The 14,524-nt window shown below is 62.7% G+C and carries 10 protein-coding genes; 9 read left to right on the forward strand and 1 reads right to left on the reverse strand.

From position 1 onward, the window contains the following. Positions 1-107 precede the first annotated feature (107 nt). Positions 108-1,715, reverse strand: a complete 1,608-nt coding sequence (locus C3Y91_RS04280; RefSeq protein ID WP_168575064.1) for an NHL repeat-containing protein — start codon at positions 1,713-1,715, stop codon at positions 108-110. A 150-nt stretch (positions 1,716-1,865) separates the two neighbouring features. Between C3Y91_RS04280 and C3Y91_RS04285 the strand changes: the two genes are divergently transcribed. The 9 genes from C3Y91_RS04285 to C3Y91_RS04325 all read left to right on the forward strand — a co-directional run bounded on the left by C3Y91_RS04285 (position 1,866) and on the right by C3Y91_RS04325 (position 14,067). Beyond that, positions 1,866-2,456, forward strand: coding sequence for a hypothetical protein (locus C3Y91_RS04285; protein WP_018071626.1), 591 nt, complete (start codon positions 1,866-1,868; stop codon positions 2,454-2,456). Between the two features lie 197 nt (positions 2,457-2,653). Then, positions 2,654-3,031: a hypothetical protein gene (locus C3Y91_RS04290; RefSeq protein WP_020397511.1), complete on the forward strand. Its 378-nt coding sequence runs from the start codon at positions 2,654-2,656 to the stop codon at positions 3,029-3,031. A gap of 211 nt (positions 3,032-3,242) precedes the next feature. Continuing rightward, positions 3,243-5,180, forward strand: a complete 1,938-nt coding sequence (locus C3Y91_RS04295) for a DUF4384 domain-containing protein (RefSeq protein WP_024321745.1) — start codon at positions 3,243-3,245, stop codon at positions 5,178-5,180. A gap of 22 nt (positions 5,181-5,202) precedes the next feature. Beyond that, on the forward strand, positions 5,203-6,819 hold the full coding sequence (locus C3Y91_RS04300; RefSeq protein WP_168575065.1) for a caspase family protein: 1,617 nt from the start codon (positions 5,203-5,205) through the stop codon (positions 6,817-6,819). After that, positions 6,816-9,326 (forward strand): trypsin-like serine protease, encoded by a 2,511-nt coding sequence (locus tag C3Y91_RS04305; RefSeq protein WP_130663540.1) that lies wholly within the window; start codon positions 6,816-6,818, stop codon positions 9,324-9,326. The genes C3Y91_RS04300 and C3Y91_RS04305 overlap by 4 nt, the downstream gene beginning before the upstream one ends. Positions 9,327-9,339: 13 nt before the next feature. Then, positions 9,340-10,524: a serpin family protein gene (locus C3Y91_RS04310; RefSeq protein ID WP_168575066.1), complete on the forward strand. Its 1,185-nt coding sequence runs from the start codon at positions 9,340-9,342 to the stop codon at positions 10,522-10,524. Positions 10,525-10,566: 42 nt separating this feature from the next. Beyond that, the gene (locus C3Y91_RS04315) at positions 10,567-12,972 is read left to right on the forward strand and encodes a protein kinase domain-containing protein (protein WP_168575067.1); all 2,406 of its coding nucleotides are present in this window, start codon (positions 10,567-10,569) and stop codon (positions 12,970-12,972) included. A gap of 270 nt (positions 12,973-13,242) precedes the next feature. Then, complete coding sequence (locus C3Y91_RS04320; RefSeq protein ID WP_011655309.1) at positions 13,243-13,554, forward strand: DUF982 domain-containing protein; 312 nt, start codon at positions 13,243-13,245, stop codon at positions 13,552-13,554. A 99-nt stretch (positions 13,555-13,653) separates the two neighbouring features. Beyond that, complete coding sequence (locus tag C3Y91_RS04325) at positions 13,654-14,067, forward strand: hypothetical protein (RefSeq protein WP_246780170.1); 414 nt, start codon at positions 13,654-13,656, stop codon at positions 14,065-14,067. Positions 14,068-14,524: the final 457 nt, after the last annotated feature.

Below are 14,524 nucleotides of genomic sequence, written 5' to 3' on the forward strand. Positions count from 1 at the left end.
AAGACGCGAAAAACACGCTGTAACGCTTTGAATTGCTGTATGATTCCTTAAATCGATCCCGATTTGAGGAATTATGCAGTGGGCCGGCGGCGTGAGGCTCCGAGCGTTCAGCCGTCGAGGCCCTTGAAGCGCACCGGCTGGTAGCCGCGCATCAACAGGCTGCCGAGCGAATAGGTATTGCGGCAGACGCGGCCCTTGCAGGCATTCGGCGAGGCCTCCATCACTTCCACCTTGCGATCATCGGTGAAGCGCATGAACAACAGCACATGTGAGCCCGGCTTGTTCAGCGCGTCGCCCGGCCGCATCGACCAGGGGTCGGAGAGCCGCTTGGTGATCCCGGGGATGGCGCGCGTCGAGACATGCATCTTCAGGCCCCAGGCGTCGCTGACGAAGCCGGAGCAGTCGACGCCGAGGACGTTGGATTGCGGCGCGCTCTTGGTGCAGACATTGCCGGCGGTCTGGCCCTTTTCGACGCCGCCGATGAAATTCTCGAGCGGCGTCTTGCAGCCCCAGCAATAGGGAACACCCTTGACCGTCTGGCCGCGCTTACCGATCAGATAGATCGGACGGCGCAGCCGGTTCATGTTGACGCAGCCCGGACCCGGATCCCTGCCGTAAGCAGCCGGCGTCACCAGCCAGTTCAGCGTCTCGAAGCCGATGGCCCGCTCGATGACGTCGCTGCGCGATTTCGGCACGATCGCCACCTTCGGCGTCTTGCCGGGCTTACCAGCATTCAACTGTTTCGCGGGCAGGGCGGCGGCGAGCTTGCGGCCGGGCTCCCGGCCGTCGAGCCGCAGCACCTGCGCCCGGCTTTCCTGCGAGCGCAGATAGAGCACGTCGCCGCGTGGGCCGATTGCCACGAAGCGCCTGGAGAACACCGTTCCCGGTTCGATCGGCAGGTCGTAGACCCGGTCCATCGCCCCATTCGGCGTGAAGCGCACCACCAGCATGCCGGTGCGCTCGGGCCGGTCGGCGGGCACGAGTTCGACCAGCGCATAGGGCCTACCTGTCGTGTCGATGTCGAGAAGCTCGACGGTGCCGATGCGGCCTTCCGAGGCGAGCTGCAGCGAGAGGAAATTCTCCTCCGAGCTGCTGCGCCGCAGCAGGATTTCCGCCTTGTCGTTTGCAGCAGCCGAGACCTCGGCGACGATATCGCCGAGCCCGCGGCTCGGCACATACTGAATGACCGGCGGGCGGGCCTCGGGCCGGCTGGTGCTGCGGCCGATCTCGTCGATGATGCTGTTCAGCGGACCGGGCGATACCGAGCCCATCGAGGCGAAGACCGAGCGGGTGTAGTCGTCGGCATCGCCGCCGTCGACGGCGCGCAGCGTCTGCGACCGGCCGTCGGCATCGGTGGAGCGCTCGAGCGGCATGACACCGTCCGACCAGAGGTAGAGTTCGTTGTGGACGACGGCGAGATCCTCCGGCGCGGCATTTTCCGGCAGCGGCAGGATCTCAGGCTCTGCCTGCGAGCGTTCGGCGTCGATGGCGAGCACGCGGCCGTTGTTCTGGTCGAGGACGTAGATGGTGCCGTCGTCACCCACGGTGATCGCCGCCGGCCCGGATGCCTCGACTTCCTCGTTGGAAGAAATGATGCCGACCGAACGAGCGCCGTCGCCGCCGCGAAGCTCTATGATCGTCGTGTCTTTGGCGAAAACCGGCGAGGCGACCGCAAGTGTCGCGGCAAACAAAATATGCGACCCAAAACTACGCATTGCCTCGACCCCCAAGGACCGTCATGCCTTTCAAAAATGGTAGGCTAGATATGGCTTCTCAGCAAGCCGTTGCTTTCCAAACGATTTGGAGATCTGCACCGGCGATAGTACAAGAACATCGTCTCGAAGATTTGTCGGCAGGGAATGCTTATGCTGGAATGGAACGGTGACGAACTGGCGCTCGATATAAGCTTGCTGGAGCAGGTTCGCGCGGCAAGGATCAACTTCTCCGATCGCGTCTGCGCGGCCTCGGCCAGCAAGGACGACAAGCATCTGGCGCAGCTGCGCTCGGAGCCGACCTATCTGATGGCCGAGTTCCTCTATTCGATGAAGGTCTTCGGCATCAGCACCGCCGAGGATATCGAACGCTTCGCCGATCTGCACAATGACTATGTGGTTTCGCTCACCCGCGATCCGGCCAAGCTGCAGCGCCTGGGGCTCTCGCAGGATCGGGCGCTCGCCTCGATGTTCACCGCCGACACCAAGCCGCGGCTGATCCAGAACTGGGCGGAGAAAGCCGGCGCGATCGACCAGTCCAATCTCGCCCGTTTCCTGGTCGCCGTGATGTCGAGCGAGACCTGCCGCAAGACGCTGATCGATTTCGAGACGGCGGGCTTCATGCAGCGCAAGCGCTCGCCCTACGGCACCATGGTCGTCTGGTCGACGGGAATGATCGAGGAGATCTTCGGCGAGATGCTGCGCGACCTGCGCCTTAGCCTGCAGCAATTGAAGATCCTCTAATGCATGTCGCCCGGAAGTGTGCAGCGGTTCCGGGATAACGACATGCATAAAACAAGGAGCGAAAGCGCCTTGGCCAGTCGTTTTCCACCCTCCCAATCGATTGGCACTGAGCGCCGTTGCCATCCTTCCGGCCTCTCCCTATTGTCGTGGTGCTTGCCCTATTGCGGCGCATCAGGTTGATAACGGATTTGACGACGATGACGAAATCCTGGCTCATAACCTTGTCGATCGGCCTTCTGCTGGCGCTGCAGATACCCCGGCTTGCCTATTCCGGCCCGGCTGAGGACGCGCTTGCGGCGCGAAACCCGTCGCTGGCAGCGCTGCGCCAACATGACGAAAAGGCCTTTGCTGCGGCGACTGCGATCATCGCCAAACACGAAACCGCCAAGGGGCTGGCACCCGGCGAGGACAAGCTGCCCGACGCGACCTCGCCCGGCCGCGACATGGGTTCAGGCCCCGGCAAGGAATTCACGGTCGACAATCCGGATATTCTCTGGCTCTACAATTCCTCGCCCGAGGGAATGAGCGACCTGATCTCGATTTTGAAATCAGCCGGGCAGAAACCCAAGAACTAACCGCGACCTTGCAGTCGAACGGACTATAAAAGGCGCCGGATATTGCCGAGCGTGAGTCTTGCTCACGTCTTTGCCTTGGCGGCTTCTTGCAGGCTCCAAATAATTTGTAACCCTCCCTCAAGCAAGACAGGCAAAGCCATCCCAATTTCGCCGGTCAGTGCTATTCTCATCTTCAACACAGTGTGAGATTGTTCGAAGAGGAGGTTTTCCAATGCCGAACCGCAAAGCCATCCTAGCAGCAGCCACCTTTCTTTCGTTCTTTTCGGTGGTTCCCGCCGTCGAGGCGCAGAACGAACGCACATTGACCGAAGCGCCCGCGCAGACCGGGCCTGTCAGCATCACCTTCGATCGCGCTGAAGCCAAATACGCCATCGGCGAAGTTGTCGGCCTCTTCATCCAATCGACCGAGAACAGCTATGTCACGGTGCTGAACGTCTCGCCGAACGGTTCTGTGGTGAAGCTTTTCCCGAACAAATATCAGACCGACGCGCTCGTTGGCGCCGGCAAGCGCGTGCAGGTGCCGGATCCGGCAAGCGGGGCCAGGCTGCAGGTTTCTGGCCCGGTCGGCCAGGAGCAGATCAAGGTCTTCTATTCCTCCAAGCCGCTGACGATCTTCGCGGATCTCGGCGGCAGCGGCGCCGGCATGTTCCGCTCCGTCGACGGCGGCATGGAAGCCGTCTCCCGCAGTCTCGAAGAAGCCCGCAGCCTCGGCACCAAGATCAGCAGCAAGACGCTGACGCTGACGACGGTCGACAGCTTGCCCGCCGCCCCGCCCGTCGCAGCCGCTCCCACGGCAAAACCGGCACCGGTCGAGCAGGCGGCAAAACAGCCGGTCGAATCGACCAAGCCTGCGGTCACGCCGAAGCCAAAGCCGGTGAAGAAGCCGGAAACGGTGGTGGAAAAGCCGAAAAAGGTCGCGCCGAAGCCTGTCGAGCAGGCAACACAACAGCCGCCGAAGAAATACAAGATCGTCACCAATCTGGCGCCCGGCCAGGAGCTTGCCGCCGACGAACTGCAACTGATCGGTCCAGCCGACACCACCTCATCCACCAAGCCGACCCAATATAAACAGCCGACCACGCAGTATAAGCAGCCGACCCAGACGTCCCAGACGAAGATGCCCAAACTGCCGATGCCGCAGATCAAGATGCCGCAATTCAAGCTGCCCGGCGGTTTCAGCATCAAGATGCCGCAGCTAAACCTCGGCCGTTCGGCCGAACCTGGCGAAGCCGCCGGGGCCGGCGAGGAGATCGAGGTAGCAAACGCCGATACGCCTGTTTGCACCGCCCTTCTCGACAAGCTGAACACGGCCGTTGCCGCCAAGGATATCACGGCTGCCGCCGCTGAAGCCGACACGATCGCCGTCAGCGCCGATTGCGGGCAGTTCCAGGTGAATGCTCAACGCCGCGTCGCAGCCCTCAGGCTTTCCGCTGCCCAGGAGATGATGGCCGCCAACCAGCCGGTCGCCGATTACGAGCCGCTGCTTATCGCCGCCGATAGCCCGCAGGTGCTCTGGCAGGCTTCCGCCACGCTCGGCGAGATCTATTTCTCCGCCCGCCGCTTCGCCGATGCCGCTGCCGACTACCAGCAGGCGATCGAGATCATCAAGAACGAGACCCGCACGCCGAAGGCGCCGCCGGCCGAAACGATTTCCGATCTCATCCAGCGCGCCGCCCAGGCCCGCATCCTTGCCGCCAACCCGACCAGCGACCATCCCGAAGGCAGCTTCGTGCCGGCCGAGAAGGATCACCGCAGCGGCGTGCTCGGCGGCATCTATTCCGAGAATGTGCGCGGCATCGTGCCGGTCTCCATTCCTGTTCCGATCACCTTCGATTTCAACAAGTCGAGCTTCACCTCGATTGGCACCGAAGCCGCTGAGGAACTGCTGGAGGCGCTGAAGGAGCAGAAGCCCGGACGCGTTATCCTCATCGGCCATACCGACCGGCGCGGCGGTGACGACTACAATCAGAAGCTTTCCGAACGCCGCGCCCAGGCCGTCGCCGATTTCCTGAAAAGCAACGGCATCGATGCGACAATCGACGCCGAAGGCCGCGGAGCATCCGAGCCGGTGGACGTGACAGCAACCGCAAACCTCACCGAAGACGACGTCGATGCGCTGAACCGCCGCGTCGAATGGCGCCGCGAATAGCTGGGGCGAGGGGAGTTTGGCCATGTCCGCATCCGTTTCCATGGCCGCAGCACTTGCCCTCCTCGCCATGGCGGCCACCGACAGCCTGGCAAGGGTGATCGAGGCGCCGGAGCGCGGCGCGGTCAGGGCCGTGCTGATCGGCATCGACCTCTACCGCAACGTTCCGCCGCTGCATGGCGCCGTCGCCGATGCCGAGGACCTTTCGCTTTCACTGCGCTCGGTCGGCGTCGAGGACATGACGCTGCTGAAAAATGGTGCGGCCGACCGCGAGGGTATCTTCCATGCGATCGAGGCCGTCACGGAAAGGGCGAGGCCTGGCGACCTCGTCGTGCTCGGCATTGCCGGCCACGGGTCGAGTGAGCCGGAACGCGTCAAGGGCTCGAAACCGAGCGGCCGCGACGAGGTCTATGTGCTCGCCGGCTTCGACACTCGGCTGCCCGGATCACGGGAACGCATCTTCGGTGACGAGTTCAAGGCGCTGATCCGCAATCTGGAGACCAAGGGCGCCGATGTCGTCTTCATCGCCGATACCTGCCATGCCGGCGGCATGACCCGCGACGTCGATCCGCGCGGCGCCGAGATCACCTGGCGCCAGGCGCCGTCCTATACGATCGAGGAGGACGACCTCGCGCCGATCTCGACGACGGCGGATGCACTGTCCACCGGCTTCGATTTCAAGCGGCTGACCTTTCTTGCCGCCGTCGACGAGAACACCAAGTCGCCCGAGATATCAATTCCCGGAATTCCGCAAAAACGCGGCGCGCTGAGCTATGCCACCGCCCGCGCTTTCGAGGGGGCAGCCGATCGCAACGGCGACCGCGCCGTCAGCCGCCGCGAGCTCTTCGAATATGTGCGCCAGGCGGTCTACCAGTTCACCGACCAGCGGCAGAACATCTTTACCGAAAGTCCGCCGGGAACGGATCTCGATCGCGCCGTTGTCTATAATTACGAAGGGGCGGGAGCGCAGGCGGCGACGGAGAAATCAAACGCTCCGCTGCCTGCCGAGCCCGCGCCGATCAGCGTTGCCGCCCTCGGCTCCGAGCCGGTGCTGCAGGGGATCGATCCTGCCGTCACGCCGTTCAAGCTGACGGAGGGTGCTGATGCCGAACTCGTCTTCGATCCCGAAAAACGCGAGGCGATCGCCGGCGGCGATGTCGTCGCATCCGCCATCGGCGCCGGCGACATGCCTTTCGTCGTCGACCGGATGGCCGCGCTCGATACCCTCAAGCGGCTGTCCGAGACAAACCCGCAAACCGTGCGCGTGACGCCTTCCGACGCCGTCCATCGCGAAGGCGAGCGGGTCGGCGTCACGGTTTCGGATATTGCCAATCGCAAGCTGGTGCTCTTCGACGTCACCGGCGATGGAACCGTGCAGTTCCTCTATCCCAACGAGAAGGAGGTCGATGCTGCGATGTCTCAGACCTTCGATCTCGATCTTTCCGTCGTCGCACCTTTCGGCACGGACCTGCTCGTCGCCGTCACCTCTGAAACCCCGATGCCCGAACTTGTGGAATTCCTGAAACAGAACGACAGGCGCCGCACCGCCGGCAATATCGCCAAGCGCCTCGGCGAATTCCTGCCCGAGGGCGCACGTGTCGGATTTACGGTCCTCTATACCTCCGCCGGAGCCAAGCTATGAGCACGTCGATCAGCAGGGTCCTCAATATTGCGTCCGTCATGCTGCTTCTGGCTGCTCCGGTGCTGGCGCAGCAGGACACCGATTTTGCCGGCGAGGATGGCGGGCGTGTCATCGGCGGCCAGGCGGCCAAGAAGGGCGAATGGCCCTGGCAGGTGAAGATCCTGGCGCCCGACCCCGAACAGCGCGGCCGCTTCGGCGGCCATTGCGGCGGCTCGCTGATCGCACCGCGCTGGATATTGACGGCCGCCCATTGCGTCACCAGCGGCCGCTCCGGCAAGCAGGATCTCTTCGCCCGCGATCTACTGATCGTCGAGGGCAAGTCGAAGATCGACAAGGTGATCTCCGTCGACGGGCCCGACAAGCCGGGCCTTGCCGTGGAAGACGTGATCATTCACGAGGATTTCGATCGCAAGGTCTTCGCCAACGACATCGCCCTCATCAAGCTGAGCGAACCCGCCAAATCGAAGCCGGCGATCCTTGCCTCGGCCTCGGATGACGAAGTGGAGGCCGCCGGCCACCCGGCCGTCGTCACCGGCTGGGGTTACACCAAGGCAGACCACGGCTGGGACGACAAATACCTGCCGACCGAGCTGCAGGAAGTCGAACTGCCGATCGTCCCGCGCGAGGACTGCCGCGCCGCCTATCGCGACAGCTCGATGCGGATGAACCCGATCGACGAGCGCAATGTCTGCGCAGGCTACGCCGAGGGCGGCAAGGATGCCTGCCAGGGCGACAGCGGCGGACCGCTCGTCGCCCAGCGTCCCGACAAGCGCTGGATCCAGCTCGGCATCGTCAGCTGGGGTGCCGGCTGCGCCGAGGCCGAACATTACGGTGTGTATACCCGTGTTGCCGCCTTCCGCGACTGGATCGCCGCAAAGACCGATGGCGACGTGCCGAATGTTGACGAGCCTGCTGCCGACGATCAGGTCGCGTCCACCACGAGCGGTGGCGGGACGAAGCAGAGGCAGTCCGGGCAGGAAGAGGCCAATCTCGCCATCACTACCCCTCCCGTCGGCGATACCGCGCCAGCCGCCACGACCGAAATGCCGAACGCGCCCGCCGGCGATAACCCGCCGGCTGACAAGCCCGCCGTTCAGCCGCCGGTCGTCCAGACGCCGGTGATCGAAAGCTCGCCTGGCGATCGCGCGCTGTTAATCGGCATCGACGATTACGAGATGCGCGAGGCGAAACTGACCGGTTCGGCCACCGATGTGAAGGCTATGCAGGTCTTCCTCGTCAAGACGCTCGCTTACCGCCCGGAACAAATCCACACGCTGACCAACCGCAAGGCGACCCGTGAAGCAATCCTTGCCGAGATCGACGACTGGCTGGTGCGCCAGTCGACGCCCGGAAGCCGCGTCTTCCTCTATTTCAGCGGCCAGGGTTCGGAAGAAATGGGCGCCGAGGAAACGACCAGCCCGACACTGGTGGCCGTCGATGCCAAGCTGGTGCGCGAGGCCGGTAAGGTGACCGTCACCAACCAGATCCGCGAAACCGAAATCGCCGCACGGCTGAACAGCCTCAAGGATCGCCGCGTCACGTTGCTGATCGATGCCTGCCATGTGGGGCCCGGCAGCCGCAGCGCGGTGGCAGCGCCCTCCGGCACGGTGCGGTGCCTCGGCCCGGCGCTGGCAGCGCTCGAACCGCCGAACAAGTCAGGCAAGGAAGCGAAATTCTCCTTCGGCGGCGAAAGCGCCATGGTCTGGTCGGCCGTCAACGCGGGGCAGTGGGCCCTTGTCGATCGCGAAGCCAAGCCGCCGGTCGGCGTCTTCACCCGCCGCTTCATCGAAGGCGTGCAGGATGGCGTGGCACGCGCCGCCGACAAGCCGAATGTCAGCAATGCCGCCCTTCTCGACTATGTCCGGCGCAAATCGGACGAATATTGCCGGACGCATGCTGAGGATTGCCGCTTCACGCCGGTCCCGCAATTTTATGGCCAGCCGGATGCGCTCGGCCGGGATGTCATCACCGGCGAGGAGGCGAAGACGGCGGTCGCCGCCGTCGAGAATACGCTGAAGAGCGACAATGAGGCAGGCGTTGCCGTCGACGTGCTGCCCGGCACCGCGGTCAGCATCGGCGACAAGGTGGCGATGCGCGTCTCCACCAAAAAATCCGGTTACCTGATCCTGGTCGATATCGACGCCTCCGGCAAGCTGACGCAGCTTTTCCCGAACAAGCGCTCGATGGGCCTGAAACCATCAGCCAAAAGCGGCGACAACCGGCTCGATCCGGCCAGGCCGGTCGTGGTGCCCGATGCGCGCAATCCCTATACCGGCTTCGAATATGTGGTGGAGGGACCGGCCGGCGTCGGCATGGTCGTTGCCATCCTCAGCGACAAGCCGATCGAAGTGCTCGATCTGCCCGATGTGCCGACGCCGCTCGTCGGCCAGCGCGCCGCCTTCAACTATGTCTACGATCTCGCTCGAAGCCTCAGGATCGTCGGCGACGACGAGACCGGCGCCCAAGGCAAATGGTCGTTCGATTCCAAATTCTATCGCGTCCGCTGAACAGGAGCGAACCATGCCGAAATCCACTCTGCTGGCGGGTCTTGCCGCTTCCCTGATAACGCTTGCCCCGGCCGCCCATGCCGGCAACCTCGGCGACAGCAAGGCGATGCTTGCCGCACAAGCCGGGCTTGCCGCCGAACTCATCGACCGCAGCCTGGCAAAGGAGGGTGCTGCCAATATCATGGTGTCGCCGGCAAGCCTTGCCGCAGCACTCGGTCTCGCAAGCCTCGGCGCCTCCGATGCGGGCAAGGCCTCGATCGCCAAAGGCCTCGGCTTCGGCGGCGAAGTGAAGGGACCGGAGACGGTGCTCGAGGCGATGACCCCCGAGAAGCCGGCAGCGGCGGATGCGCCGCTGGCGACGGCGGTCGCGATCGTCTTCGACGACAAGCTGGTGCTTGTTCCCGATGCGCTCTCCATGCTCGCCGGCCACCGTATCAAGCCTTCGATCGAGGATCTCGACGGACCGAAATCGGTCGAGCACATCAACGGCTGGGTCAAGGACGCCACGAGGGGCGCCATTCCGTCAATCCTCGACGCACCGCCCGGCGGCGGCTTCGTCAGCCTCGGCGCGCTTTCCTTCAAGGCGCACTGGAAGACGTCGTTCGAGAAGGAGAGCCCGGCAAGCCCCTTTCAGCGGCCGGATGGCTCGACGATTTCGGTGCCGATGATGCATCTTGCCAGCGATGGGCAGAGGTTTCGCTCCGACGAGAAATTCTCGGCCGTCGATCTCGCCTATGCCGGCGAGGGCTACAGCATGGTCGTCGTGGCGGCGCGATCCGGCAAGGGTGTGGGCGGCGCGGACCTGAAGGCGCTTGCCTCCTGGCTTCAGGGCGAGAAATTCGAAGCTGCCAAGGGCGAAATCTTCCTGCCCCGCTTTTCCCTGAACGACGGGCGTGATTTGATGCCGGTACTCAATGCGATGGGAGTGGCGCCCGAGAAGGCCAAGGATGCGGGGTTCCCGGGTTTTACCAAGGAAAACATCCGCTTGTCGCGCGTCCTGCAGAAGACGGTGATCAAGGTTGACGAAAACGGGACGGAGGCGGCGGCATCCACAGCTGTTATCACGGAACGCAGCATCGATCCGAAGCTTGTTCGCGTGGTCGCCGATGCCCGTTTTGCCTTTGCGCTTCGCGATACGAGAAGCGGCCTGCTGCTGGCCGCAGGCCTTATCGGTGATCCATTACTGGCAGGCGAATAGAATTCGGTTTCATGAATGTAATGAATGCAGGGGGACACGTGCATGAGAAGTGATCTGATCGCCCGCTACACGATCGGCGAGCCGATCTATGAAAACGAGTTCATCGTCTATCCCGCTCAGGACAAGCGGATGGACCATGCGGTCTTCATCGTCACGCCCGATGTGGCGCTGAAACTGGACAAGGCTCGTTTCGAGCGGGTCTGGACCTCCATCAACGAGGCCAAATCTCTCACCGCGCGACGCTTCGTCGAAATCGAAGACCTCATTCCGCCATCGCCGGAAGACGACAATTTTTATATCGTCGAGAAGCGGCCATCGAAAACGCTGCACCAATATCTCGACGAAACGGAAATGGTGGCTTACGAGCGCGCCGTCGAGATCGGCCGCCACATCCTCGAGGGGCTGGCGACGCTGCATGGCGCGGGTTATGCCCACAACGCGCTGACGGACCAGTGCATCTATGTCTCCGAGGACTATTCCGGCCTGTCGGTCCGGATCGGCAACCTGCACCTGATCTCGAAGATCGGCGAGCACATCATCCCGCCCTATGTGCCGGAATTCGGGGCGCCGGAAATCTATGCCAGCGGCACTTTCTCCGCCTCATCGGCGCTCGACATCTATGCCATGGGCATGATCGCCTACAAGCTCTTCCTGCCGCGGCAGACTTATGCCAGCGTCTTCGACAGCGTCATGGTCTGGGAAGACGAGCACCAGCGCGAGCAGAGCTGGAAGAACATCCATCTCGACCCTTCCAACGTCTTTCCCCGCCTGGACGTGCTGATCCCCGGTTTTCCCGAGGGCCTTGCAAGCCTTGTGGAAAGGATGCTGAGCCGCGACCCCGCCCAGCGACCGCGCACGGGCGCCGATGCGCTGGGCGAATTCGCTCGCGTGACCACCGGCATCCAGCCGATGTCGTGGGACCCGCGCGGCGGCATGCAGCAGCAGCAGGAGGCGCCGAAACCGAAAAAGTGGACGCTTGCCAAGCTCTCCATGATCGGCGCACTGCTCCTGATCTGCATCGGCGTCGGTGTCGTCACCATTCCGAAACTTCTTCGCCCGGATCCGAAGCTTGTCGCCGATGTCGGCACCTGGAAGAAGGAGGCCGAAAGCCGCAAGCAGAAGGCGATCGCTGCCAAGGCGCCGGAGCGCCCTTCCGGTGACCAGGCAAAGCTTGCTTATGATACGGGTGCTGCGGCGCTGACGTCTGCCGATGCGCTGCTCAAGGATGAAGACTACGAAAAGGCGCTTCCGGGCTTCCAGACGGCCGCCATCAACCTCGGCAATGCGCTGATCGGCATCTCGAAGGAGAATGCCGAGAAGGCGAAGGCTGCCGCTTCGGCTGCAGGCGGCGACAAGGCGCCAGGTTTTGCCGAGGCCGACACCAAGATGAAGGCTGCCGCCGACGCCGCCACTGCCAAGCAGATGCATGCTGCGGTCGACGCCTACGACGCATCGAAAACGACGTTTGACGATCTCGCCAAGGCGCTCACCGCACTGGCTGCGGCCGAAAAGGACGCGGCGGCAAAACGCGAAACAGTCGATCGCATCGGTGCCGGTGATAGCCCCGACGTCAAAAAGGCGAGCGGGCTGATGACGGAGGCCAAGGCCAAGGCCGAGCAATGGCAGATGCCAGCCGCGACGTCTGGCTATGGCGACGCCGCCAAACTGTTCGACGCCGTCATCGCCGACGTCATGGCGGCAAAGGACGAGGCGACGGCGCTGAAGCAGAAAGTCACCGATCTCAGCGCCTCGATCGCGACACGCGCAGGTGCTGCGGAGCCGACGCTTGCAGCCCTCGCCCCGAAGATCGGCGAGGCCGACGGCCGCTACAGCGCGGAGGCCTATAAGCTCGCGGTCGTTGCCTACCAGCCGATCCTTGCCGATCTCGAGGCGTTGTCGGCGCGCGGCTTCTGCCCGGTTTCGCAGACGCTTGCCTTCGAGACCGTCCCGGCGGGGAGTTATTCGTTGGAGAACGTCCGGCTGATGACCTCCTCGATGAAGGAGCTCGGCGGCATGCTTGGCGTTGCCAATGACGCCGTGAAGATCGACAAGTCCTTCTGCATGCAGACGAAGGCGGTCACCCGTGCGGAGATGGCGGAATATTACACCGCCAATGCCGATCCCGCCGCAGCACAGGCCTATGCCGACAATCCGCAGCAGCCGGCCGACGACGTGCCGCTTGCCGTGGCGCAGAACTATACGGCCTGGCTGTCGAAGCAGTTGAACGCGCCCGTCCACCTGCCGTCGGCGACGGAATGGATGGCAAGTGCGGCGAAGATCACACCGGAGAAACTGCCCGACAATGGCGATATCATCCTGCAATGGAGCGCCACTCCCTGCGAGGCCGGCGGCAATGTCGCCTTCATGGCGCAAGAGGGCTCGACCTTCGTCGTCTGCTCCGACGCCTCCGCTGGCGGCATCTTCCGCGTCACCACCGAATTGCGGTGAGCGCAGCGAAACGTGGGACCGAATAGGGAAGCGTGCGCCCGCTGACACCCGGCGGGGTAAACTGCTGCGAACCCGGAATGCGTCCATCAGTGCAACATTTCGACGGAGCGCAGGGCGCTCCGACATAAGGTTCCAGGGCGCCCTTTCTTCTTCATCCGGCAGCTCGCGTTCAAGCCGCACACCTCAACACTTTTCAATTCCAAATTACAAATTACGCGCGTATATTGAACGTGGGAACTGCGGTATCCGTGCCTTGAGGGGTCGAGGACAATGTGCTGGAATACATCATCAGCATTCACGCCGGTTGGGTTTGCTTTGCGAGGCCCGGCGTCTCGCAAGATCGTATGGACGCTGGGCGACGCGGCGCGTCTCCTGATCAACGACTGGCCTTGCGATGACGGCGAGGAATATGTGGCAGCCGTCAAAGCCTGCGTCGACGCATTGAGCGGGAAGATTGCCCCGGAACAATTTCGGGAAGCGCTTCTGCGTGCAGCCGATGAGGCAGGTATCGCTGCTCTATCGCTCGTCCGCCAGGGAGTTGGGGAGCGACGACCGGACCTGCCATCAAGCGCCCAAAGATAGAGGGGCTACTCGCCTTTCGTCGTGACGTTTGCACCAATTGCGGTCATCACTTTGCGTGGCTATGTCACTGCGACGGCATTCGATACGAGCAGCATTTTCATGAAGTACATTCCGCTAGACGTTGGCATTTCCATCCGTGCTACTGCAAGCGACCTTCGTTCCTTTAGCTGGCGGACTGGCCAACGCGTCGAAGCAAGTTTCTACGTCGATGATCCCGAGCATCTGTTGAGGATTACGTTTGATGGGCCCTGTATTGTGCGAATTGTGGATGAGTTTCCGCTGAGCACAGAGCACGAGGATGACCCTGACGAGGGATTAGTTAGCGAGCATTTCGCATACCGCGTTGAAGGAGCGACGTTCTACACGTCTCAATCTGAAGCTTGGAAAACGGTGGTTAGCATCCAAGTCGGTCCGACTTGCCATTATCGCTTCATTACCGGCAACACATGCATGGACGTCGTGACCCCAGCAAAACCAGTGTTCACCGTCATTGCAACCGAAACAGAAGCATGACCATTTACGCTGAAGCGCCGTCCGCGATGCGCCGAAGGTTGTCCTGCCTTTCCGGCGGCTGTAGTGTTTCCGTCGATCGTCGCGAGATTTTCGGGTGCGTTGGTGCGCAACCAGCGTAGCCTCGGCTTCGGTGATTGTGGGAAGTGGGCGCTCCGTCCGAAGAACATGAAACGCGCCGCAATTCTCGTCGGGGCAGCCACACGAAACAACATCGACGTGATAGCGAGTTTTCCCTGCTCGCTTTTGTTGCGCGTTCATTTGCTCGTCGCTTTTAATCGTGTCTGCGATAGCGCCGCGTCTTAAAAACTTTCCGGTCATAGCACGCACCAGCAGGTATCTTCTCGACAGAAGTACACCATGGCCGTGAGCCAGGAAAGTTCGCTTATGGCCGAACTCCGCCATGGCTCAGATACACCAAAAGGGCAAATTCCCCGGCGAAGGCGGCTGCCACAGGCTT

The sequence above is a fragment of the Rhizobium ruizarguesonis genome (genome assembly GCF_012349115.1).
Classification (GTDB): Bacteria; Pseudomonadota; Alphaproteobacteria; order Rhizobiales; family Rhizobiaceae; genus Rhizobium; species Rhizobium ruizarguesonis.

Excerpts from the sequence above, each read along its gene's own strand:
- C3Y91_RS04280 (WP_168575064.1), bottom strand. The coding sequence starts at position 1,715 with ATGCGTAGTTTTGGGTCGCATATTTTGTTTGCCGCGACACTTGCGGTC.
- C3Y91_RS04320 (WP_011655309.1), top strand. The coding sequence starts at position 13,243 with ATGTGCTGGAATACATCATCAGCATTCACGCCGGTTGGGTTTGCTTTG.
- C3Y91_RS04325 (WP_246780170.1), top strand. The coding sequence starts at position 13,654 with ATGAAGTACATTCCGCTAGACGTTGGCATTTCCATCCGTGCTACTGCA.
- C3Y91_RS04310 (WP_168575066.1), top strand. The coding sequence starts at position 9,340 with ATGCCGAAATCCACTCTGCTGGCGGGTCTTGCCGCTTCCCTGATAACG.
- C3Y91_RS04315 (WP_168575067.1), top strand. The coding sequence starts at position 10,567 with ATGAGAAGTGATCTGATCGCCCGCTACACGATCGGCGAGCCGATCTAT.
- C3Y91_RS04290 (WP_020397511.1), top strand. The coding sequence starts at position 2,654 with ATGACGAAATCCTGGCTCATAACCTTGTCGATCGGCCTTCTGCTGGCG.
- C3Y91_RS04300 (WP_168575065.1), top strand. The coding sequence starts at position 5,203 with ATGTCCGCATCCGTTTCCATGGCCGCAGCACTTGCCCTCCTCGCCATG.
- C3Y91_RS04295 (WP_024321745.1), top strand. The coding sequence starts at position 3,243 with ATGCCGAACCGCAAAGCCATCCTAGCAGCAGCCACCTTTCTTTCGTTC.
- C3Y91_RS04305 (WP_130663540.1), top strand. The coding sequence starts at position 6,816 with ATGAGCACGTCGATCAGCAGGGTCCTCAATATTGCGTCCGTCATGCTG.
- C3Y91_RS04285 (WP_018071626.1), top strand. The coding sequence starts at position 1,866 with ATGCTGGAATGGAACGGTGACGAACTGGCGCTCGATATAAGCTTGCTG.